The following is a 22,691-nucleotide window of genomic DNA, read 5'->3' as shown; positions in this document are numbered from 1 at the left end:
GTACGGCGGGCGGCCGGTGGCCGTGGCTCGCCGTACAGTCCTCGAAGAGACCGCTACCGAGTCGTGGCCTGGTACCAGTCGAGGATCTGCTCGCCGGTTCGGAAGGCGACGTCGTCGTGGGCGCGGATGTGCTGCAGGGCCTGCTCGAAGTACTTCAAGCGGTGCGGCGCGCCCATGATGTACGGGTGCACGACCAGCGCCATGACGCGGGCCGAGTCGGCCGAGTCGCGGTAGAGCTGGTCGAACTGGTCGGCCGCCCGCTGGAAGTACTCGCGGGCCGGATGGTGCTGGATCAGCATCATCGCCACGTCGTTGCACTCCTGGGTGTAGGGGATGTTGACGATCGGCGAGGTCCTGGTGGCCAGCTCGACGGGCTGGTCGTCGAGCACCCAGTCGCAGACGTACTCGTAGCCCTCCTCGACCAGGATGTCGGGAGTCTCCCAGGTCTCGGTGAGCCCGGGCCCGAGCCAGCCGCGCGGCCTGACGCCGGTGGCGAGCTCGATCGCCTCGGTCGTGGCCTTGATGTCGGCCCGCTCGTCGTCGACCTTCTGCATGTTCTTCTGGGTGAAGCCGTGGCCGATGAACTCCCAGCCGCGGTCTCTGGCGGCCTGGGCGATCTGCGGGTAGTGCGTGATGGCCTGGCCATTGATCGCCAGCGTGGCCGTCACGCCCTGCCGGTCGAGCGCCTGGAGCATGCGCCAGAAGCCGACGCGGTTGCCGTACTCGTGCCAGGCCCAGTTGGGCACGTCGGGAGCGGGGATGCCGCCGGCGGGCGGGGTGAGCACGGTGCGCGGCATCGGGTCGGTGTCGGACCAGGTTTCCACGTTGACGATGACCCACACCACCATGCGCTGCCCCTCGGGCAGCAGCAGCGGTGCACGGCCCGCGATGGGGTCGTAGTCAAGCCGTTCGCTGGGACGCAAGGTCTTCTCCTTCGACGATGGTGACCGTCAGGGTGGGCAGGCCGGTGATCTCGACCTGGATGCGGTCGCCGGGGTTCACCGCCGCGACGCCCGCGGGGGTGCCGGTGTAGATGAGGTCGCCGGGCATGAGCCGGTAGGAATGCGACAGGTGGCTGATGATCTCCTCGACGTTCCAGATCATCAGGCCCAGGTCGGTGTGCTGGCGCGGCTCCCCGTTGACGCTGAGCCGCAGCTCACCGGCGGGAGGCCGGAGGCCGGGCAAGATCGGGCCGCAGGGCGCCGAGTGGTCGAACGACTTGCCGGCCTCCCACGGGTGCGCCCGGTCGCGGCACTCGCGCTGCCGGTCGCGCCTGGTCAGGTCGATGCCCGCGGCGTAGCCGTACACGTGATCCGCGGCCTGCTCGGGGCGGACGGCGAAGGCGGGCGCGCCGATGGCGACGACCAGTTCGCCCTCGAAGTGGAGGTCGCCGGTCATGGGCGGATAGGGCACGCCGGACCCGTCGGGGACCACGGCGTCGGCCGGCTTCTGGAAGAAGAACGGGTCGTCGCGCTCGTCGCCTTCGCGCATCTCCCTGATGTGGTCGAGGTAGTTGCGCCCGACGCAGTACACGCGGCGGACGGGGAAGGCTTCGGTCGTGCCGCTCACGGGGAGCGCGACCTGGGTGGGTTGCCAGAGCATCAGAGGTCCTCGGAGGTGACGGTCTTGCTGAACAGGTGGGGGCGGAGGGCCAGGGCGAGCAGGGCGCCGAGCAGTGAGACGCCGCCGATCTGGATCAGGCCCGCCGTCACCCAGCCGCCGAGGGAGATCAGGCTGCTGAACAGCAGGCCCGCCACGCCCGCGGCGACGTAGATGCAGGTGACGAAGAGTCCGGCCGCGCGGCTGACGATCTCGCCGGAGGCGGACTTGACCAGGTAGCCGGCCGTGGCGACGTACAGGCCGCTGCTGGCGAACAGCCCGAACAGGAACGAGAACGTGCCCTGCCAGGCGGTCGAGCCGGGACCGAGGAACAGCGCGCACGCGCACACCGCCACGCCCACGTTCAGCGCGGGCAGCACGATCCTGGGGCTGAACCGGTCGGCCAGGTAGCCGCCGACCGGCGAGGCGAAGGCCGCCAGCCCGGACAGCCCGATGACGAACCCGGCTCCGCCCGGGGTGAAGCCGAGCTGGCCACGCAGGTAGCTGGCGTACATGCCGATGTAGGCGAAGTCGGCCAGGCCGAACAGCGCGGTGATGGCCGCCAGCACCATCGGGTTGTGCGAGAGCAGCCGCGGCGCGCCGCCCACGTTGCGGGTCGCGCTCTCCGCCGGGTCGATCTCGGTCAGTCCCGGCGACACCAGCGCCAGGATGGCCAGCGCCAGCGCGACGCCGATCGCGCCGAAGGCGAGCATCGGGGCGCGCCAGGTGCCGTAGGACTCGAGGAAGCCGCTGCCCAGGGCGGGGCCGATGATCGAACCGGCCGCGAAGGCCATGTTGACGCTGCCGATCGCCACGCCGCGGCGGGCCGGGAAGGCGCTCGAGGCCACCGCGATGATCATGGCGAGCTGCAGCGCCTCGCCGACGCCGGACAGCACCCGCCACACCAGCATGTCGGCGAACCCGATCGACACCGTGGTCAGCGCCGTCGCCAGGGAGAACAGCAGGGTGCCCGCGACGATCGTGCGCTTGCGCCCGAGCGTCCGCTGGAGGAAACCGGCGGGAAGCCCCGCCAGCCCCATCCCGATGGCGAACACGGTGGACTGCAACCCTGCGGCCTCGAGGCTGAAGCCGTACTCGGCACGGACCTCGACGAGCAGGACGGGGAAGACCATGCGGTCCATCGCGTTGACCGCGTAGGCCAGCAGGAGCAGGCCGAACATCGCGACCGCGAGCTTGGGTGCGAGCGTTGGTCTGGACGGGGGTGAGAAGGGAACGGGGGTGGTGGTCATGGCAGACTCCCTTCGCCTGCGTCGGTTGGCGACTGTGGCCAGTCGCCGGCTGCCGCGGCTCTGCTCAGGAGGGCGTCGCGGCGGATCGTGGCCATGCGGACGGGGTCCTGCTCGTCGTCGGCGAGCAGGAGCCTGCCGTGCCGCTTGAGGATGCGACCGTCGGCGATGACGGTGTCGATGTTGTCGATCTGGCCCGTGTAGACGAGCGCCTCGACCGGGTCTCCCGAGGGGAGCAGGTTGACGTCGGTGGCGCGCAGGACCACGACGTCCGCGCGTTTGCCGGGGGTGATCGAGCCGACGCGGTCGTCGAGCCCGAGGTCCCTGGCGCCGTCGAGCGTGGCCATCCGGAGGAGGCGGCGTGGCGTGACCGCGGCTGAGCCGGTGCGGGCGGCCTCCACCGAGATGATCGCGCGCAGGTGGCCGAGAATGTCGGCGCTGGTCGGCATCGCCAGCGTGTCCAGCGAGAGCGACACCCGCACGCCCGCCTCCAGCAGCTCGGTGACCAGCGGGAAGCCCATGGTCCGCAGCTCGGTCATCGGGCTCAGCGACACGCGGGTGCGGGTGCGCGCCAGCGCCTCGATGTCGCGAGCGCCGGCGTGCACGGCGTGGATGACCTGCACGTCCTCGCCCAGCAGGCCGAGCTCCTCCAGCCGGGTCAGGCCGCACTCGCGGCAGCCCTCCTCGCGCAGGCACCGGTCGCAGTGCATGGTGATCGGCATGCCCAGCTCGCGGGCCGCCGCCCACTCCCGCTCGTACACCTCGGGCGGCGTCCGGTACGGCCCGCGCAGCGCGACCCCGAAGTCCAGCCGCCCGTCGAGCCGGTCGGCGGGCCAGCGCTCGCGGAGCCTGGCCAGGTCGTCCAGGTCGTTCGTGCTCGTGGCGGGCGCGGAGTCGGGCGGGCCGTAGGAGAAGCGCCCGCGCAGCCCCGAGTCGAGGTGGGCGCGGATGTTGGCGTCGGCGTCCTGCGGGCCGCGGACGTTGTGGTCGAAGTTGTGCACCGTGGTGATGCCGCCGCTGACGGCCTCCGCCAGCCCGAACCGGGCGGCCCAGTAGAAGTCGTCCAGCTCGAAGTGGGGCGCGAGCGCCCGCTTGACCGTGAAGTAGTCGGCCCCCGGCCGATCCCCCACCGTGCCCCGCAGCAGCGAGTTCCACAAGTGCCAGTGCGTGTCCACGAACCCCGGCAGCGTCACCGTGCCGGTCGCGTCGACCACCTCCACGCCGTCGGCTTCGAGCTCGCCGTACGGCCTGCCGCCCCCGCCACCCGCGTGCCCGCCGCCCGGCTCGCGCTCGCCGTACGAGCTCGGGCCGTGCGGCGTGACGGCGGCGATCAGGCCGTCGCGGATGAGGACGTCGGCGCTCGGGAGATCGCCGAGCTCGGGGTCCATCGAGATCAGGTGGGTCCCCGCGAGGAGGAGGTCGGATCGTGGGCGCATCGTCACCCCAGGTGGTGCGGACTTCGGTTGCGTCTAAGTATGCATTGCATGCAATGCATGTCAAGGGCGGCTTGCATGCAGCGTATACTCGACGCATGCCCGATTCCCAGCCAGGCAGTGCCCACGCGGTCTACACAGCCCTGCGCCACCGCTTCTCCGACGGCGAATACGCGCCCGGCCAGCGGTTGACCGAGGCGGCGCTGGCCTCCGACCTGGGGGTGAGCCGCACTCCCGTGCGCGAGGCGATCGGCAGGCTGCTGGCCGAGGGGCTGGTCATCCCCGCCGCCCGCGGCGTCGCCGTCGCCGCACTGAGTCCCCTCGAGGCGGCGCACCTGTTCGTGCTGCGCGCCGAGCTCGAGTCCCTGGCCGCCGGCCTGGCCGCCGAGCGCCAGGCGGCGGGCCAGCTGGCCCCCGCCGAGGTGGACGCCCTCGACAAGGCGGTCGACCAGGTCGAGAAGGCGGTGCGCACCCGCGACGCCCGCGCCTCCGCCCGGGCCAACCTCGCCCTCCACCGCGCCATCGGCTCCGCCGCGGGCAACCCCTTCCTGGAGGACACGCTCCACCGGGTGTGGGACCGCATCGCCGTGACCACCGTCGCCAACCTGGACGACCCGCACTGGGCGGGCGCGATCACCGACCAGCACCGCGCGATCGTGACCGCCATCCGGCGCGGCGACGCCAAGGCCGCCAGATCCGCCGCCAAGTCCCACATCGAGGCCGCCGCCCGCGCCTACAAACCCGCCCCCTAGCCACCCCACGACCAGGATCGATCAGTACGGCACCCCGCGCCCGCCGTCGAGCACCACAGCGTCAGCGCGACGGCGCCCAGCACGGCGGGCACCGGCGCAGCCAGCATGACTACGGCAGCGTCACTACGGCAGCGCCCAGCGCGGCAGGCGCCACCGCGCCAGCCTTAACACAGCGGTGCCCGGCACGGCAGGCATCACCGCCGCCAGTGTTACTACGGCAGCGTCACTACGGCAGCGCCCAGCGCGGCGGCACCATCTCGGCAGCGCTGGCACCCTCCGCCCGCGCAGCCAGGGGGCCCAGGGTGGGGAAGATCTCCCGCAAGAGGCGACCAGCACGCGGAGAACTCCTCGCCCGTAAGGCGCCAGCACGCGGGGACACGCTGCGCATGGGCGCAGGCGCGGGGGCGCAGGCGCGGGGGCACGACGCCCTCGTCCAGGGCCTCACCGGGAGTATTGCGCAGCTCCGGGCGGCTAGCAGGCCGACCCGCCGCCTGGCAGCGACATCGCTCCCTGGTCGGCGAAGGCTCCGGTTGAGGATGCATCGGATGCGCGGCGGGCCGAAGTCCCGCGATCCGCTGGAGGAAGCCGGAAAGCGGAGCTTACGGGGTGGGATCGGCGGGCTGTGACGGCCAGGTGCGGAGGGCGGTGTCGAGGGTGTCCAGGATCCGGGTCCAGGACGCGTCGGCGGCACGCGGGTGGTGGCGGAACCCGCCCGAGAGCTCCAGGCTCACGAAGCCGTGGAAGGCGCTGCCGAGCAGCCGGACCGCGTCGGTCTGGTCGGGCTCGGCCAGCGAGTAGCCGCGCAGGATCGCCCGCATCATGTCCGAATGCCTGCGGGCCGCGCTCGCCCGCGCGGTCTCCGGGTCGAGCTCGATCTGCGCCGCCGCGTACCTGCCCGGATGCTCCCTGGCATAGTCACGGTAGGCGTCGGCGAAGGCGACCAGCGCGTCCTTGCCCGCCCGCCCCGCCAGCGCCGCCGCGGCCCGGTCGGCGAGCTCGGCCAGCGCCAGTACGGCCACCCGCACCCGCAGCTCGTGGGCGTTCCTGATGTGGGAGTACAGGCTCGCGTCCTTCACGCCGAACCTGCGCGCGACCTCCGAGACCGTCACGCTGTCCAGCCCCACCTCGTCGGCCAGCTCGGCCGCCGCCTCGGCCAGCCGCTCGACGGTCACCCCGGCGCGCGCCATGGAAACATCCCCTTACCTAGGACTCCTAGGAATATACATAATAGTTTGCGGTTCGCCTATGACGAACATAGCTTGATAGCTATGAGAGCAATCACCGAGGGCGAGATCCGCGCCAGTTTCGTCAACTGCACCAAGGGCGAGGCCAAACGCCTCGCCGTACCCAGGGATCTGGCCACCCGGCCATGGGACGACCTGGATTTCCTCGGCTGGCAGGACCTCGCCTCACCCGGCCGCGCCTACCTGATCGCCGAGCATGACGACCGGCTGGTCGGCGTGGCGCTGCGACGGACCCCGCCGCGTGCCGAACTCGCACGACGAAGCATGTGCTCCCTCTGCCTGACCACCCACACCGGCGACGGCGTGTCGCTGATGACCGCCCGCCGCTCCGCGGGCAACAGCGACTCCGTGGGCGCCTACATCTGCACCGACCTGGCCTGCTCGCTCTACCTGCGCGGCAAGAAGGACGCAGGGCCGGGCGGGAGGATGCACGAGTCGCTCACGCTCGAGGAGAAGATCGGCAGGACCGAGGTCAACGTGGCCGAGTTCCTGCGGAAGGTGAGATCGTCATCCTGATGTCGTGCTCCGCCCAGAGGACGAACCGCTCGACCGGTACGACGGGGTGGTCCTCGACCGGCGCGAAGGTGAAGCGCTTGAGCAGCACGGCGAGCACGAGCTGCGCCTCCAGCGTGGCCAGCGAGGCGCCCTCGCAGCTGCGCGGCCCGAAGCCAAAGGGCAGGTAGGCCAGCCGCGGCCGACCCGCCACCTGGGAGGGATCGAACCGCGAGGGGTCGAAGCGCGAAGGGTCCGGCCAGATGCGGGGATTCATGTGGATCGCCCAGATGGGCACGAAGATCGTGGTCCCCGCGGGGATCTCGTGGCCGGCGAGCTCGAGCGGCTCGGTGGTCTCCCTGGCGCCGTAGGGGCCGGGCGGGTAGCGGCGCATCGACTCCTTGAGCGCCAGATCGAGCTCACGCAGCGCGGCCAGATCGGCGTACCCGGGCACGTCGGGCACCCCCGCCAGCTCCGCCCGGATGCGCGCCACGACCTCCGGATGGGACGCCAGCAGGTAGAGCGTCCACGAGATGGCCACCCCGGTCGTGTGATGGGCGGCCAGCATCATCGACAGCACGCTGTCGCGCACCCGCGCGGGCGGCTCCCCCGCCTCGGCGAGCAGCGTGATCAGGTCGGGCCTGTCCGACGGCCGCCGCTCGGACAGCACCGTGTCGACCGCGCTCCGCAGGAACGCCAGGCCCTCCTCTGCCCTGCCCTCCTGGTACGGCAGGCCGTACAGCTTGCCGAGGTATTCCGACAGCACCTCCTCGAAGGCCCGGACGACGCGCCCGGCGAGGTCACCGGAGTCCATGTCCATGCCCAGCGCGTACTGGCAGATCATGCGCAGCGACAGCTCGCTGAGCTCCTTCTGCAGAGCGACCGGCCCGGGCGCGGCGGCCGCCCAGCGGTCGGCCAGGTCGGTGGCCAGGCGCGCGAAGGCGTCGTAGTGCGCCTCGTGCGAGCGGCGTCCGGCCAGCGCCGACAGCACCACCCTGCGCCAGGGCGTGTGCTCCTCGGCGGGCATGACCTGCAGGTTGCCCGTCTCGAAGAGCGGGGAGAGGAACTCGAACAGCTTCTCAGGCCGCTTGTTCACCCGCGCGACGCGCTCGAGCAGGACGGGGTCGGCGACGGACACCAGGCGGGAGCCGGGCAAGCGGAACTCGGCCACGTCGCCGTAGTCGCGGTGCAGGGCGAGCTGAAAGGCGTGCAGGCCTCCGGCGGCGGCGATGTCGTCGAGGTTGTCGCCCGCGGCGGACGGCGGTGGGCCCGGGATCGGCATGAAGATCACCCTCCTCCAGAGTCCCACACGCCGCTCTGGAAGCCAATCCCGGTGTTTCCGCACAGGCGGAATGTCGGTGCGTCCGAGGGCGTGCCCGCCGCAGACTCGGCCATACCTGATCCGCGGTGCACCTGCCCGCGGACGAATGTCCAGACAGGAGACAACAGATGAGCGACATGCGGCGCAACCGGTGGCGCGTCGCCACCGCGGCGGCTGCCGCGCTGGCGGCGGGCGCGCTGCTGGCGGGCAATGTCGGCACGGCCGAGGCGGTGCCGCCGGAGGTGGTCAGCCGGTGGGACAACGACGTCCTGCACGCCAACTCCATCGGCGCCTCGGCGGTGCTGGGGCTTCCCTCGGGCGGGCCGTACACGATCACCGCGAAGCTCTCCGCCGAGAACCTGGGCGCGACAGCGATCCAGAACTACGCGTGCCAGCTCAGCGCGGAGGAAGGCGCCGACACCGACTCCACGTCGGTCACGCTGGCGCCCAACAGCCGGCAGGCGATGGTCGTGCACGTGGTCCACAACTTCACCGGCACCAGGCAGTTCATCTTCGCCTGCACCAAGCCGGCGGGCAGCCCGCAGGTGCGGATCACGCAGCTGAAGATCACCGCGATCAAGGTCAACGCGCTGGACAACCAGCCCATCGCCATCGGCTGACGCACCACGGCCTCGGCCGCACCTGAGGCCCTTTACAAAGTAGATTCCATGGGTTCCGGCGGCTTGCGCGAGAGCAGCTCGACCAGCCCGAGCACGAGCAGCGTCAGTACGGCGAGCAGCAACACCACCTTGCCCGTCGGGTGGTCCCAGAACACGAAGACCAGGGCCGCGACCGCGACCACGCCCGCCCGGACGGGACCGCGGTAGCGGTAGAGCCACAGCCCGAAGCGCCCGGTGTTGACCTTGCCGCCGATGTGCCCGCTCAGGAACCGGCGGGTGGCCACCGCGGTGGTCGAGGGTCCTGTGAAGAACGCGCCGACGGCGATCACCACGCCGAGCACCAGTATCGTGCGCAGCCCCTGACGCAGGAAGCGGACCAGGGTGTCGTAGACGGTGGCGGCGGCCGCGGTGTTGAGGCCGTGCGCGGCCGCCGAATTGAGATAGGCGGCTCTGACCAGCAGGAGCCCCGCCGCGAGCACCAGCATGCCGACCGCGATCCCGACGCCGGTGCCCAGCACCGCCCTGCGGTGGTTCCTGGCGATATAGATGCCCAGGGCCAGCAGGATCAGCGTCAGGATGGGCAGCGCCCACTGCAGCGCGAGCAGCCAGCTGTAGAGGGTCTGCCACCTGACCAGGTCGGGCGACTGGAACAGCTCGAAGGTGGGGTGGAGCTCGGGGATGGACGCGGCGATGCCCAGCCCGGAGGCGACCAGTTTCTGCTTGACCTTGTCGATGATCGGCCCGAGGTCGACACTGACGGTGTTGCCGGTGACCTTGAGCACCGCGCTGCCCTGGCCGGACAGAACCGCGTTGAGCTGGGTGTGCGCGACGCGGTTGGCGTCGACCCACACGCTCTGGAACTGGTCGCTCGCCACCACCTTGCCGACGGCGTCGCGGACGAACCCCTGCACCCCGCCGTTGATCGCCCCGGAAAGCCCGTCGACCTTCTCCCCGATCTTGGGCGGCAGCGCGCCGCCGAGCCTCTTCACCAGGGAGGGGACGTCGAGCGCCTTCATGACGGCGGCGGTGACCCGGTCGGTGGCCGCGGCCTGCACGGTGGGGTCGCTGGCGAGCGGCGTGACGTTCTCCACGTAGCGGGCGGTGTCGGCGACCTGGTTGGCCGCCCAGTAGGCCACCCCCGACACCGGCAGCAGCACGCACCCCAGCGTGATCAGTACCGCGGACACCCAGGCGCGCCAGCGCCCCTTCGCGCGGCGTTCGCGCAGCGCGGCCATCTCGCCGCGCAGCCGCTCCAGCTCCGCCCGTTCCTCACCGCTCAGCTCATCGGACACTCGCCTCGCCCATCCCCCGAAGTCCTGAACGGGACGTTCCCGGCTTATGGCGATGTGTACGGCAAGCGTTGGCCAAGCTATCCCAGCGTCTTCGTGGGGAAGCCCGCTACGCGGATCGCGGCATCAGCCCTCCAGCTCGCGCGCGACCTCGGCCCGGTAGGCGCGCAGCTCGCCCAGGAGCCGCCCCTGCTCGCCCGGGTCGAGCGCGGCCAGCGCCTCCTGCAGCGCAAGCGCCCTGTCCACCAGCGACAGCGCCTCCTGCGCGGTGGGGACGCTGTCGGCCAGCGCCATGAGCACGCTGATCAGCTCGGGCAGCAGCCCCTGCTCCCCCGCGGCCAGCGGCTCGAGCAGTTCGAGCGCCGTGCGCAGATGCGGGACGGCGGACTCCCGATCGCCCAGGTCGAGCAGGCAGTAGCCCAGGTTCTGCTCGACCTCGATCCGCTCGAGCTCCAGCATCGGGTTCGCGACCTGGGCGAACAGCGAGGCGGACTCGCTGAGCACGGGCAGGGCCTCCCGCGGGCGCTCCAGCTCCATCAGGCAGAAGCCGAGCTGCCGCTCCGCGCTGGCCAGCATCGGGGCCGCGTCGGCCCCGAAGGCCCTGAAGAGCTCGACCGACTCGGCGACCATGGCGGCCGCGGCCTCCAGATCGCCCTCCTGAGCCAGCTCGGCCCCGCGCACGCACAACGCCTGTGCGAGCTGGAACTCCAGCCCGGGTACGGCGCGCAGCGAGGTCACGGCCTCGACGGTCAGCTCGCCGGCCGGCTCGCCGAGCTGCGTCAGCGCGAACAGCCGCACGCTCAGCGCGGTCGCGTACGACCCGGCCAGCACGGCGGACGCCTGCGGGGTCCCCGCGCCCAGCACGCGCAGCATCTCGATGCCCTCGGCCGCTCCCTCCGCGGCGGCGGCCGCGTCCCCCAGCCCCAGCCGGGCCTGGGCCAGCAAGACCACGGCGGAGGCGTGCGGGAGGGCGAAGGCGAGCATCGGATCCGCCGAACCGAACAACTCGGCGGCCCTGGCCAGCGCGGCGACCGCCTCGTCCAGCCGCGCCAGCTGCAACAACGCGGTGCCGCGGACGAAATGGACCTGGGCCGTGGCCACCCTGCCCGCGGCATGCTCGCCGGGCGACGGCATCGCCAGCGACCGATCCGCGGACTCCAACGCCAGGTCCGGCCTGCCGAGCAGCACGTGACAGCTGGCCATGGCCGTCAGCGCGGCGGCGACCAGCGGCTGGGCGAAGACGTTGCCCGAGGCGATGCGTTCCGCCTCGGCCAGCCGTTCGAGCGCCTCCTGCGGGCGGCCCAGTTCGTTCAGGCTGACCCCCTCGCAGAAGTAGGAGCGCGCCATGATGCCGGCCACCAGCGGATTGTCGTGCGGATGGTGGCCCAGGACCTGGCGCGCGGCCACGGCGGGCTCGATGGCCTCGGCGACGCTTCCCGCCATCATGCGGCTCAGCCCGAGGGTGGTCATCGCCTCGGCCAGGATGACGTCGATGCCCGCCGTGGTGAGCGACGGGTCGATGAGCAGGTCGATGGCCTGTTCTGCCAGGGGCACCGCCTCCTGCGGGCGTAGGTTCGCCTGGAGCGCCGCGGCCAGCATCGCCAGGCCGATGCCGCGGTCGGTCCTGACCACGCTGTCGGTGTCGGCGAGGTCGTCGATGGCCTCCAGCGCCTCACGAGCGCGTTCGATGCCCTCCTCGGGGCGCTGCAGGTGCATGGCCCACTGGCTCATGGTCGTCAGTCCCCAGCTGAGCAGCGTGGGCTCGTCCATGTCGTGGGCTCGGTAGAGCTCCACGGCTCTGGCGGCCAGGTCGTAGCCTTCCTGGATGCGGCCGACGGTGCCGACCGAGTTGCTCAGCACCACCAGCGCCTGAGCGTGGTCCTTCATCCGCTCGGGCCGGGATCGCGCGAGGGCCGCGGTGATCTCGACGGCCTGCTCGGCCATGTCGAGGGTGGCGGCGGGGCCGCCGGTGGCGGTGACCAGGGTGCCCAGCATGGTCAGGGCCAGCGCGTGCCCCTCGAGTTCGTGCGGGTCGGACCTGCTCAGCTCGGCGAACAGCTCGGCCGAGTCGCGCAGGACCGGCAGGGCCTCGTCGGGGCTGCCCAGCTCCGCCAGGTAGGTGCCCAGGGCCAGCTCGGCGTTGGCCAGCATGCTCCGCTCGTCGAGCTGCCGGTAGAGCGGCACGACCCGTCGCAGCGCGGCGACGGCCTCGGCCGGGCGCCCTGCCTCGACCTGGAGGTCGGCCAGCTGCTCCAGCGCATCGGCCAGGCCCATCGTGGGCAGATCCGCGTGGCAGTCGACCGACTCGGCCGTGTTCGCCAGGGCCGCCTCCAGGTTTCCCACGCGGTGGTGGGCCTTGCCGAGCAGGCGCAGGCCGAGGGCCAGCCGTTCGCGCAGGTCGGGGTTGGCGTGGATGAAGCGGCGCAGCAACGCCACGCTCTCGGCCGCGGGGACGACCGCGACCTCGAGCTCGCCCAGGTTGGTCAGCACCTCCGACACCGCCCGCAGGACCTCGGCGAAGTCCTCGGCCGCGTACAGCGCCTGGTTCCTGGCCAGGCGGGGCGCGAGCAGCGGCATCAGGGCGTTGCGGAGCACGTCGGGGGTGTGCTCGGCCAGGCCAGGGCACAGCCGCCCGGCCAGCAGCAGCATCGAGCCGTACCGGTCGCGGGTGTCAGGGCTCGCGCCGGTGAGCGGCCGGTAGCCGTCGCGCACGGCGGGCAGCGGCCTGTCGACCCGCAGGTCCCGCTCGAGGTGGCCGAACGCCTCGCTCACCGTGTCGAGCAGGTGGTGTCCCCTGCCGTCCAGGTAGACGTTGAGGGCCTGCCGGTAGACGCGCACCGCGGTGCGCTGGTCGCCGCGGTCGGCGCGGAAGGAGGCGAGGTTGAGCAGCGGGTCGAGCTCGCCCGACGCGGCCGCGTCGATCAGCAGCCCGTCCGCCCGTTCCGGGTCCAGGCCCCGCATGGCCAGGCAGGTGCCCAGGTTGTAGCGGGCCCGCGCCAGCCGTACCGCGTCCAACCGCTCCGCCAGCGCCAGCGCGCGTTCGGCCGCGTCCTGGGCGGCCGGCAGTTCGTTGCACGCGGCGCGGTAGGCGGCCAGGTCGGTGAGCGCGTCGGCCAGCTCGGCCCCCGCCAGCGAGCCGTTGGAGACCGCCAGTTCGGTGATCGAGCAGCGCAGCCTGGCCAGCGCGCCGGACGGCGGCACGGGCGGGCGCGGCACCCTGGCCGCCGCCTCGGCCAGCTCCGCTCCGGGGGAGAGCAGCAGCGCCGCCTCGAGCAGGCCGGGCAGCTGCGAGTACGGCTCGGCCGCCGCCGTGTCCACCAGCTCGTCCAGCCGGGCGACGAGCAGCCCGCGCAGGGCCTCCTGCGCGTTGGCGCGCTGCGGCGCCGCCAGCCGGAGCACGTCGAACAGCTGCGCCAGATGGGCGCCCGTGCACGCCGGATGGTCGTGCACCGCCAGCACCAGGCGGGCCAGCTCCGGAGTGGTGTCGAGCAGCTGCTCGGCGACCGGGTCGGGCTTGAGCGGCGCCAGCGCGGGCTCGCCGGGGAACACCTCGGCGAGCCAGCCGGAGATGCGCCTGCGCCGGCCCTGCTCGCTGCCTTCCAGCCCGGGCAGGGCCGCGAGCAGGTCGGCCGCCTCCTCGCGGGTCGGCGCCGTCAGCGTGACCAGCGCCGCCGCCTGCTGCACGTCCTCCTCACCCAGGTCCGCGATGTGGTGCGCGGGCAGCCGCCCCTCCCATCTGCGCCACTCCCTGTCCAGGAAGTCCTGCAGCAGCGCCTGCGGCGTGCGCCGCACCTCGCCGCTCAACACGGCCAGATGCACCAGCAGCGGGCTGGTCTCCGGCAGCCCCTCGTACGGCATGCCGCCGCCGAAGGCCCGCGCGGCCGCTTCGGCGTGCCGCCGCACGTCCTCGGGGCCGAGACCGCCGTCGCCGAGCGCGATGGTGGTCCTGGTCGACCTGCGCAGCAGGCCGTCGGTGTCGCGGTTCAGCTTGCGCCACCAGGTCACCTCGTCGGCGGCGGGCGAGCGGTCGACCAGCAGCAGCCGCAGCCTCGGCCCGCGCACCCGCGAACCGAGCCGCTTGATCAGCGCGATGACCGGGTCGGTGAGCCTGTCGGGGTAGTCGGCGACCAGCAGCGTCGGCCACACCAGCTCGACGCGCACGCCCGAGGTGAGGTCGGCGGTCAGTCCCCGCGCGTCGGCGAACCCGGCCGACCAGCCCCGGCCGGCCATCTCCACGCAGAGCTGGGCGCCCAGCCTGGTCTTGCCCGCGCCGCCCGCGCCCGACACGGTGGCCGCGCTGAACAGGCCCGACCCGGCGCACCAGGCGACCAGGTCGTGCAGCTCACGCTCGCGGCCGACGAAGGCGACCCGGCCGTGCCTGGCCTGGATCAGCTGGTAGTCGGGGGCGTCGGCGGCCGGCGGCAGGTACGGGGGTTCCAGGTAGCGGCCGTTGTCCAGCTCGGTGACGGTGCCCCTGTCCTCGACGTCCTCCACCTCCACCGCGCCCACCAGGCGCGCGAACGCCTCCTCCTCCAGCAGGCGCCTGACCGGCAGGGCGTGCAGGCGGGCGCTGCCGTACATCACCGGGTCGGCGATCACCACGCCGAGCTGCACCCGCCCGGGGCCGAACACGGCCGCGCCGGACATGCCGCGCCAGCCCGACTCGCCGGCCAGCGGCTTGGCGGACACGACGTCGATGTCGTAGCGCTGCGCGCGTTCGGTGCTGATCGTGCCCGTCATGGTCTCGATCGGGCGGGACCCGTCGGGCTCCGCCTGTGCCTTGGGGTAACCACACGCCGTGCACGGCACGCCAAGACCTTTGACCCTGCCCCAGCGCAGCGCCCCCTTGTCTGGCGCGTCCCGCCACGGCGCCGTGGAGACCCTGACCAGGGCGGCGTCGAGCATGCCGTCCGTGCCGCGCCAGGCCACCTCGGCCGTCATCCAGCCGTCGTCGCCCTGCCGCCTGACCTGGCACGCCGGGCCGTCCGCCAGGACGTGCGCGGCCGTCAGCACCAGATCGTCGCCGATCGCGTAACCGGAGCCGTAGCCGCCGTCCGCGTAGACCTCGACAACTCGCCCTGAGCGCTCAGTCACCCCTACATCTTCGGGCGTAATCGGCCGCGCGCAATGAGTATGCCCCTACTCAATCGTGATCTCCTGGGTTACGTTGCCCGGCATGAGGCTTGTCTCCGCGCTCACCGCCCTTTCCGCTGCCTGCCTGCTCGCCGCGCCGCTTCCCGCGCACGCGGCCACGCCGTCGCCGCGCTGGCAGCTCACCGACACCGGCGTCACCGCGCGCTTCCGCGGGCTGGCGCCGGTCAGCAGGGACGTGGTGTGGGCCGCGGGGACGTCGGGGACCGTGCTGCGGACCGCCGACGGCGGACGCAGCTGGCAGAACGTCTCACCGCCCGGGGCGGAGGCGCTGCAGTTCCGCGACGTGGAGGCCTTCTCGCCGCGGAGCGCGGTGGTGCTGTCGGTGGGCGACGGCGGCGACTCGCGGATCTACCGGACCGAGGACGCCGGCCGTACCTGGAGCGAGGCCTTCAGTAACGACGAGCCCGCGGCCTTCTACGACTGCCTCTCCTTCTTCGACCGTCGCCACGGCCTGGCCGTGAGCGACCCCGTCGACGGGCGCTTCCGGCTGCTGTCGACCTCAGACGGCGGGCGGAGCTGGCAGGTGCTGCCGTCGGCCGGGATGCCCGACGCGCTGCCCGGTGAGGCGGCGTTCGCGGCCAGCGGCCAGTGCCTGGTGACCTCGGGGCGGGAGGCTTGGCTGGCGACCGGGGGCGCGGAGCGCTCACGCGTCTTCCGCTCCGCCGACCGCGGGCTGACCTGGACGGTCACCGACACGCCCATCCCCGCCGCGGACCCGGCCAAGGGCGTCTTCGCGCTGGCCTTCCGCGATCCGCGCCACGGCGTCGCGGTCGGCGGCGACTACCGGCCAGGCCAGGCCTCTCCCTCCGCCGGGGCGACCACGTCGGACGGCGGAGCCACGTGGCAGCCGTCGACGGCGCCGCCGCCCGCGTACCGGTCGGGGGTGGCGTGGCTGCCCTTCGCCGCCGTCGCCGTCGGGCCTACCGGCAGCGACATCACCTTCACGGGTGGGCGCGAGTGGCGCACCTTCGATTCCGGGTCCTTCGACACGGTGTCGTGCACGCGGGACCTCGCCTGCTGGGCCTCCGGCGAGCAGGGCCGCATCGCCCGCCTCACCTTCGACCACCCCTGACCCCACCCGCGGTCGCGATCTCTGAATGTGTACGGCTACCTGACGCCGCGTGGGCGGAACTGGATGCTGATGCGCGGGCCCGTGGGGCGCGACAGCTTGGGGATGGCGTGCTCCCAGGTGCGCTGGCAGCTGCCGCCCATGACGATGAGGTCGCCGTGGCCGAGCTCGCGACGGATCGACGGCCCGCCCCCGCGGGGCCGTAGCAGCAGCGGGCGCGGCGTGCCCACCGACACGATGGCCACCATCGTGTCCTCGGTGCTGCCGCGTCCGATCGTGTCGCCGTGCCACGCGACGCTGTCGCGGCCGTCGCGGTAGAGGCACAGGCCCGCCGTACGGAAAGGCTCACCGAGCTCGGCCGCGTAGTGCTCGTTGAGCAGCCGCCGCGCCTCCTCGAGCGCGGGATGCGGCAGCGGCTCGCCCTCGTCGTAGAAGCACAGCAGCCGCGGCACGTCGACCACCCGGTCGTACATCCGCCGCCGCTCGGCCCGCCACGGCACCTCATCGAGCAGCCGATCGAACAGCGCGTCGGCGCCGGCCATCCACTCCGGCCTGACGTCGATCCAGGCACCGCCGGACAGGTCCGTCCGCCGCACCGACTCCCCAAGCCCGCGCGGCCACGGCTCCTCGTCCAGCCCCAGCAATGATGCTTGGAATACAGCCGTCATACCCGCGATCCTAGCGCATCTTTCAAACACCTTTTCGAGCTTCATTTTGCCGGAGGCCCGTGCCAGTGTGTGAGTTGGCGTGGACCTCATACCCGCACCGTGAGGTTGCGGCCCACAGCACAACCACGACGAAGGAGCACGCCATGCTCACCACCCAGTACGTGCCGGGATCCGTCTGCATGATCGACTACGGCAGCCCAGACGTCCCGGCCACCGCCGCGTTCTACTCGGGCACGCTCGGCTGGAGCCATCACCCGGTCGGAGAGGGTTACGGCTTCTTCGAGGTCGACGGCAAGCAGGTCGCCGGGCTCGGCCGGCTCACCGAGGAGGGCGCCACCCCCGCCTGGATGGTCTACTTCCACACCGCCGACACCGACGCCACGGCCAAGGCCGTCGAGCAGGCCGGCGGCACCGTGCGCGTCCCGCCGGAGGACGTCATGACCGAGGGGCGCACCGCCCAGTTCACCGACCCGGCGGGCGCGGAGTTCGCGGTCTGGCAGCCGGGCGACTTCCGCGGCCTCGGCATGGTCACCGAGCCCGGCTCGCTGGGGTGGGTGGAGCTCTACGTCGCGGACCCGGCCGCCATCCAGGCCTTCTACCGCTCGGTCTTCGTCTGGCGCATCGAGGACATGCCGATGGGCGACCTGTCCTATCCCGTCATCTCCCCCGCCGAGGGCGACGAGCAGTCAGGACAGGGCGGCATCGTCCAGCTCCAGCCCGGCGACCGCGCGCACTGGCTGCCGTACTTCGAGGTCCCCGACTGCGACGCCGCGGCGGCCCGCGCCCAGGACCTCGGCGGCACGGTCCGCGTCCCGGCGGGCGACATCGAGGGCGTCGGCCGCATGGCCTTCCTCTCCGACCCCCACGGCGCCCCCTTCGCCATCATCACCAGCACAACCCCCTGATCCCGTACGGCAAGCCACCCCCGCCCCGTGGGCGCGCACGTAATCCCACCCGCGCCCACAGCCCGGACCCCGCCGCACTACCGTGGCGGGGTTCGGTAGGCGCGAACTCACTAACGCGCGGCCGGCCGTACAGCATCGTGCCCACACGACTCACACGCGCGGTCATGTGCGTTCGTCGTCCGGTCGCGCAAGGACCTCGCTCACCAGAAGCGGCTGCGACTCCGACACGGTCACCGAGACCCACACCTACGACGACGGAGACCGGCTGGCCGACTCCGGATACACCGACGACGCCCAGGGACGCACCACCGCGACGCCTACCGGGCTGACGATCGACCGCGCGACTCATGCCCGCACAACTCGCGCCCAGGCGGCTCATGGGCGCGAGTCATGGCCGCGCGGCTCATGCCCGCGCGACGCAGGGGCGCAGCTCATGCGTGCACGACTCACGCGCGCGAGGTCATGGGCGCACGACTCGTGCCCACGCGGCTCGTGGGCGCGAATCATGGGCGCGCGACTCATGCCCGCACAACTCGCGCCCAGGCGGCTCGTGGGCGCGAGTCATGGGTGCGCGGCTCATGCCCCGCGACTCAGGGGCGCGACTCACGCGTGCGCGACTCACGCGCACGAGGTCATGGGCGCACAACTTGTGCCCACGCGGCTCATGGGCGCGGCTCGTGCCCGCGCGGCTCGCGCCTGCGCGGGCTGTGCGTGTGTGAGTATGTCTGTGAACTTGTCAGTCCGACGTGGGTGGTGCCGGCTCGGCCGAGGGCGCGCCCTGCCGCGATGAGTTCCGGCCGGGTCGCGGGTCTGTACTGGTGACCGTCGTAGAAGGTCTTACGACGCCCGGTGCGAGACACCACGGAGAACACCATGACGACCACACCGAATAACCCGACCACCGCACTACCCGGCCGCCCGCCCATCGTCGACCTGGCCACCTGGCAGGCCGCCCGCGACGAGCTCCTGGTCCGCGAGAAGGCCCACACCCGCGAGGGCGACGCCATCGCCACGGCCCGCCGCCGGCTGCCGATGGTGGAGTTCGACGGGACGGTCGAGGTCGTCGGACCCGACGGCCCGGTCCCGTTCCTGGACCTGTTCCAGGGCCGCGACGAGCTCGTGGTCTACAAGCACATGTGGTACGACGGCGCGCCGCACCAGGGGCAGTGCGAGGGCTGCACCACCACGGCCTGGCACCTGAAGGACGCCGTCTACCTCAACGCCCGCGGCGTCTCCTTCGCCATCCTGACCACGGGCCCATGGGACGAGGTGGCCTCCTACGTCGAGTTCATGGGCTACACCCAGCCCTGGTACTCGGTGCGAGACGTGGACGCGCCGGTCGGCGGCCCCATGGGGCACCTCACCTGCTTCCTGCGCGACGGCGACCGCGTGTTCCTCACCTACTCCACGACGGGCCGCGGCAACGAGCCGGCCAACGGGTCCTTCGCCCTGCTCGACATGACGCCCTACGGCCGCGGCGAGACGTGGGAGGACAACCCCGAGGGCTGGCCCGAGGGACGCGGCCCATGTTGGTACTGGCGCTCGGACGCGAACGGGAACGCCACCTGGGGCCCGACCAGCCGCCCCGTCGCGCAGTGGACCCGCCCCGGCGCAACCTCCGTGGAAACCCTCGGCCGACACGACCACCACCACTGACACCTTCGCCGACGGCCCCGGCAAAGGTGTTCGGCGCCAGGCGGAACCTCCGGACGACGCCAGAGTCCGCCCACACCTCCGGACGATGCGAGAGTCCGCCCGCGCCTCCGGCCGGCGAACGGTTCACCCGGAAGATGAAGAGCTCCTGGGAGGAGAGTCGTTGCCCAGGCCAGCCTCGCCTACCAGGCAGCACGACACGGGCAGCACGGTGTGGACAGCACGGCGTGGGCGGGCGTGGGAACGGGGGCCGAATCGGTGCGGAGGTCGACGCCGCGCGGGGGCCAGGTGGGGTGAGTGGGGAGCGGTGAGGGGTTGGCGTGTAACGTCTTGGGTATGTTTTGGCGTTACATGGTTGGGGCGGTGACGGCTCGGACCGGGGATGAGATGTCGGGGCCTGCGTTGCTGATCGCGGGGTTGGCCGTTACCGGGTCGCCGGTGGTGGCGTCGTGGCTGTTGGCTGGGTTGACCGTGTCGTCGGCGGTGGGCGGGATCGTGTTGGGGGCCGTACTTGACCGGGTGCGGCGGCCGGGGCGGGCGTTGGCCTGGTGCCTGGGGGGTTATGCGGTCGGGTTGGGGGTGATTCTGGCGGGGCTGGGGCGTGTGCCTGCGGCGGTGCTGGTCGGGGTGGCGGTGGTGGCGGGGTTGCTGGGGCCCGCGCTGACCGGCGGGTGGACGGCGCAGGTGCCGCAGGTGGCGCCTGGGGCGCGGCTGGCCAGGGCCAATGCGCTCGATTCGATGAGTTACAACCTGGCCGGGCTCGCGGGGCCCGCGCTGGCGGGGTTGGCGGCGACGGCGGTGGGCGCTTACGGCGCGGTGGGGATCTCGGTGGGTCTGGTGTTGCTTGCCGTACTGCCTGCTTGGACGTTGCCCGTCAACCCGCGGCCGAGGGCGGCGGCCGTGCGAGTGCGGGATCTGACCGAGGGGGTGCGGGCGATCCTGGTGAGCCGGGCGCTGCTGCGGACCACGGTGGCGTCGATGGTGTCCTTCGCGGGGATGGCCATGCTGGTGGTGTCGGCGCCCGTGCTGGGGATCCGGTTCGGGGCCGGGGCCGGGTTCGGCGGGTTGCTGCTTGCGGTGGTGGCGTTGTTCGCGCTGGCGGCGAACGGGCTGCTGGCAGGTCCGCTGCGACGCCTGGCCGGGCGCCCGGACGCGGTGCTGGTGGGTTCGACGCTGGTGCTCGGCTTGGGCCTGGCGATCACTGCCGTGGCGGGAGCGACCGCGGCGGTGACGACTGCGGCGGGTGCCGGCTCGGTGGGTGGTGGCTGGTGGGGTGTGGGGTGGGCTGTGGTGGGGGTTGTGGTGGTGGGGGTTGCCTCGGGGCCTCAGTTGACGGCGGTGATGGCCGTTCGGCATCGGGAGGCGCCTGAGCAGGCGCGGGGGCAGGTGTTCACCACTGGGGCGAGTTTGAAGATCACGTCGTTCGCGGTGGGGTCGGCGGTGGCGGGACCGCTGGTGGCGTGGTCGCCGCCGTGGGCGCTGGTGACCGGGGCGGTGCTCCAGGTGGTCGCCATCGCGGCGTTCTGGCTGCTGTCGCCCGGCGGGCCGTCCCGCAACACGGCGGAGGCGGTCGAGCGCGCGGGCAGGATGGGTTAACGAGGGCAGGATGCGCGCTCGAGCAGCACAAGCGCACGGGCGTCGCGGGCGGACGCGCGGGTCGGGCGAGCGCGCGGGTGGGGAGTAGGGGTGGGGTTAGGTGGGGGTGCGGGCGCGGTGGGCGGCTACGCGTTCGCGGGTGGCGCAGCGGGGGGTGCAGTAGCGTTGCGGGCTGCCGCCTCCGAGGTCGAGGTACGGCTTGCGGCAGCCGGCCGAGGCGCAGAGGCCGCCGGGCACGCGCTGGTGTTCGGCCAGCAGGACGGACAGCGCGAGCGCCGAGGAGGACAGGAACCACTCCCCCCAGGGCGCCTCGTCGGAGCTGTCGGCGTGCAGGTGCCAGGCGGTGCCCTCGTGGCTGGTCAGCCGCGGCGGGTGGGCGAGCATCCGGTTGAGCAGCGAGGCGGCGCCGGACACGGAGGAGGCGCCGAAGACCTCCTCGAGCCTGACGGCCGCCGAGCGCAGGTCCTCCACGTCGGAGGAGGTCAGCACGGGGGACGGTTCGCCGTGGGAGCGCAGGACGCGGGCGACCGACCCGGGCGTGGGCGTGGCGTGCAGCAGCTCCACGCAGAGGTCGACGGCCCGCCGCGCCATGTCCTTGGTCGAGTGGACTCGCACAGAGTGAACCGGCACAAGGGCAGCGTACGCGGCGGGCCGTACGGCGGGACCTCAACCCCCGCAGGCGGCGAAGACGAACGTGTCCTTCAGGAAGGAGTACTTGTCCCTGACCTTGACCGCACCGGTCTCGGTGTCGATCTGGACGATCGTCATCTTGGTCGCCTTGTTCTCCGGGTACTGGGCCAGGTGCAGCGTGACCTGCGTGTCACCGGTCCAGTCGATCATGAACAGGTCCCCGGCGGGCAGCTTGATGCTCCTGCGCGCCGTCACCTGCTCGCTGTCCATGTCGTAGAGCACGAGCTGCTTCTTCCCGCTCATCACGACGCTCGCCACGGTCTTGCCGTCGCCCGACAGCGCCTCGGGGGCGTTGGCGGAGATGATCTGCGGCGGCGTGTTGCGCAGCTGCTGCTGGCCGTGGTCGTCGTAGACGGCCAGGTCGGTCACCGACTCGTCGCCCTCGGCGCTGGTGAGCACCTCGTCGCCGTCGGCGCTGAAGCCCATCAGTGTCTCGGCGCCGGGCACGGTGCCCAGCCGCTCACCGCTGGCGGTGTCGAAGATCCGGGTCGGCTTGGGCTTGTCGCCGCCGATGACGACCGCCAGCTTGGCGCCGTCGTCGGACAGCTGCAGCGTCACGTTGTACTGCGCGACCCGCGGCACGGAGTTCTTGGCCAGCAGCTTGACCCCGCCGCCAAGGGTCCGTACGGCCAGCCGCCCCGACGTGGTGAAGTACGCCAGGCGCTGCCCGTTGCCGCTGACGGCGATCGGGGCGGCCTGCCACACCGAGGACTTGCCGTTGGCCTCCAGCGCGACGGTCTGGGCGTCGGGCAGCGAGCTCATCATGCCGCTGTGCATGACCAGCCGCCATTTGCCGCACGGCTTCATCTCGCCGTCCTTGGAGGCCTTGCACCCCTTGATCGAGGCGTAGCGGATGCTGTCGTGGCCATGGTGGGGCGCGGCCTGTGCGGCCGTGGGCGCGGCCAGCAGTCCTGCGACGCCTGCCGCGACGGCCGCGGCGATCTTGAGCTTCATGTCCT

The 22,691-nt window shown here is 72.4% G+C and carries 18 protein-coding genes; 7 read left to right on the top strand and 11 right to left on the bottom strand.

Annotated features, from left to right (window positions below; genetic code table 11):
- Positions 1 to 53 precede the first annotated feature (53 nt).
- The 4 genes from KIK09_RS38090 to KIK09_RS38075 are packed head-to-tail and all read right to left on the bottom strand — an operon-like array spanning position 54 to position 4,282.
- Positions 54 to 923, bottom strand: coding sequence for a polysaccharide deacetylase family protein (locus KIK09_RS38090; RefSeq protein WP_214324333.1), 870 nt, complete (start codon positions 921 to 923; stop codon positions 54 to 56).
- Positions 901 to 1,602 carry a fumarylacetoacetate hydrolase family protein gene (locus tag KIK09_RS38085; RefSeq protein ID WP_214324332.1) on the bottom strand — a complete coding sequence of 234 codons (702 nt, stop codon included), beginning with the start codon at positions 1,600 to 1,602 and terminating at the stop codon, positions 901 to 903. The genes KIK09_RS38090 and KIK09_RS38085 overlap by 23 nt, the downstream gene beginning before the upstream one ends.
- Entirely contained in the window at positions 1,602 to 2,849 is a 1,248-nt protein-coding gene (locus KIK09_RS38080) for an MFS transporter (RefSeq protein ID WP_214324331.1), read from the bottom strand. Before KIK09_RS38080 ends, KIK09_RS38085 begins: the two co-directional genes overlap by 1 nt.
- A complete protein-coding gene (locus KIK09_RS38075) occupies positions 2,846 to 4,282 on the bottom strand; it encodes an amidohydrolase family protein (protein WP_214324330.1) in 1,437 nt (478 codons plus the stop codon). Before KIK09_RS38075 ends, KIK09_RS38080 begins: the two co-directional genes overlap by 4 nt.
- Positions 4,283 to 4,377: 95 nt before the next feature.
- On the opposite strand from KIK09_RS38075, the gene KIK09_RS38070 reads away from it, so the two are divergent.
- Positions 4,378 to 5,031 (top strand): GntR family transcriptional regulator, encoded by a 654-nt coding sequence (locus KIK09_RS38070; protein WP_214324329.1) that lies wholly within the window; start codon positions 4,378 to 4,380, stop codon positions 5,029 to 5,031.
- 599 nt (positions 5,032 to 5,630) lie between these two features.
- Here KIK09_RS38070 and KIK09_RS38065 read toward each other — a convergent pair.
- The gene (locus tag KIK09_RS38065) at positions 5,631 to 6,218 is read right to left on the bottom strand and encodes a TetR-like C-terminal domain-containing protein (protein WP_214324328.1); all 588 of its coding nucleotides are present in this window, start codon (positions 6,216 to 6,218) and stop codon (positions 5,631 to 5,633) included.
- An 81-nt stretch (positions 6,219 to 6,299) separates the two neighbouring features.
- Here KIK09_RS38065 and KIK09_RS38060 point away from each other — a divergent pair, with 81 nt between their 5' ends.
- Positions 6,300 to 6,791, top strand: coding sequence for an FBP domain-containing protein (locus tag KIK09_RS38060; protein WP_214324327.1), 492 nt, complete (start codon positions 6,300 to 6,302; stop codon positions 6,789 to 6,791).
- Here KIK09_RS38060 and KIK09_RS38055 read toward each other — a convergent pair.
- Positions 6,748 to 8,049 carry a cytochrome P450 gene (locus KIK09_RS38055; RefSeq protein ID WP_214324326.1) on the bottom strand — a complete coding sequence of 434 codons (1,302 nt, stop codon included), beginning with the start codon at positions 8,047 to 8,049 and terminating at the stop codon, positions 6,748 to 6,750. The genes KIK09_RS38060 and KIK09_RS38055 overlap by 44 nt on opposite strands.
- Positions 8,050 to 8,216: 167 nt before the next feature.
- Here KIK09_RS38055 and KIK09_RS38050 point away from each other — a divergent pair, with 167 nt between their 5' ends.
- Positions 8,217 to 8,708, top strand: coding sequence for a hypothetical protein (locus tag KIK09_RS38050; protein ID WP_214324325.1), 492 nt, complete (start codon positions 8,217 to 8,219; stop codon positions 8,706 to 8,708).
- Between the two features lie 32 nt (positions 8,709 to 8,740).
- Here KIK09_RS38050 and KIK09_RS38045 read toward each other — a convergent pair whose 3' ends face one another.
- Complete coding sequence (locus KIK09_RS38045) at positions 8,741 to 10,000, bottom strand: hypothetical protein (protein ID WP_214324324.1); 1,260 nt, start codon at positions 9,998 to 10,000, stop codon at positions 8,741 to 8,743.
- Between the two features lie 123 nt (positions 10,001 to 10,123).
- Positions 10,124 to 15,091 (bottom strand): trypsin-like peptidase domain-containing protein, encoded by a 4,968-nt coding sequence (locus KIK09_RS38040; RefSeq protein WP_214324323.1) that lies wholly within the window; start codon positions 15,089 to 15,091, stop codon positions 10,124 to 10,126.
- An 82-nt stretch (positions 15,092 to 15,173) separates the two neighbouring features.
- Between KIK09_RS38040 and KIK09_RS38035 the strand changes: the two genes are divergently transcribed.
- Entirely contained in the window at positions 15,174 to 16,223 is a 1,050-nt protein-coding gene (locus tag KIK09_RS38035; RefSeq protein ID WP_214324322.1) for a WD40/YVTN/BNR-like repeat-containing protein, read from the top strand.
- Between the two features lie 35 nt (positions 16,224 to 16,258).
- Here KIK09_RS38035 and KIK09_RS38030 read toward each other — a convergent pair whose 3' ends face one another.
- Entirely contained in the window at positions 16,259 to 16,888 is a 630-nt protein-coding gene (locus tag KIK09_RS38030; RefSeq protein ID WP_214324321.1) for an alpha-ketoglutarate-dependent dioxygenase AlkB, read from the bottom strand.
- A gap of 143 nt (positions 16,889 to 17,031) precedes the next feature.
- On the opposite strand from KIK09_RS38030, the gene KIK09_RS38025 reads away from it, so the two are divergent.
- From KIK09_RS38025 to KIK09_RS38015, 3 genes are all read left to right on the top strand, one after another.
- Entirely contained in the window at positions 17,032 to 17,793 is a 762-nt protein-coding gene (locus tag KIK09_RS38025) for a VOC family protein (protein WP_214324320.1), read from the top strand.
- A gap of 873 nt (positions 17,794 to 18,666) precedes the next feature.
- Positions 18,667 to 19,449 carry a DUF899 domain-containing protein gene (locus KIK09_RS38020; RefSeq protein WP_214324319.1) on the top strand — a complete coding sequence of 261 codons (783 nt, stop codon included), beginning with the start codon at positions 18,667 to 18,669 and terminating at the stop codon, positions 19,447 to 19,449.
- 360 nt (positions 19,450 to 19,809) lie between these two features.
- Positions 19,810 to 21,042: an MFS transporter gene (locus tag KIK09_RS38015; protein ID WP_214324318.1), complete on the top strand. Its 1,233-nt coding sequence runs from the start codon at positions 19,810 to 19,812 to the stop codon at positions 21,040 to 21,042.
- 96 nt (positions 21,043 to 21,138) lie between these two features.
- Here the strand turns inward: KIK09_RS38015 and KIK09_RS38010 are convergent, their stop codons facing one another.
- Entirely contained in the window at positions 21,139 to 21,672 is a 534-nt protein-coding gene (locus KIK09_RS38010; RefSeq protein WP_308164560.1) for a CGNR zinc finger domain-containing protein, read from the bottom strand.
- Between the two features lie 36 nt (positions 21,673 to 21,708).
- Positions 21,709 to 22,686, bottom strand: a complete 978-nt coding sequence (locus KIK09_RS38005; protein ID WP_214324317.1) for a WD40 repeat domain-containing protein — start codon at positions 22,684 to 22,686, stop codon at positions 21,709 to 21,711.
- Positions 22,687 to 22,691: the final 5 nt, after the last annotated feature.

It is taken from the genome of Nonomuraea sediminis (assembly GCF_018531495.1).
Classification (GTDB): domain Bacteria; phylum Actinomycetota; class Actinomycetes; order Streptosporangiales; family Streptosporangiaceae; genus Nonomuraea; species Nonomuraea sediminis.
This window is presented reverse-complemented; position numbering and strand designations above follow the sequence as displayed.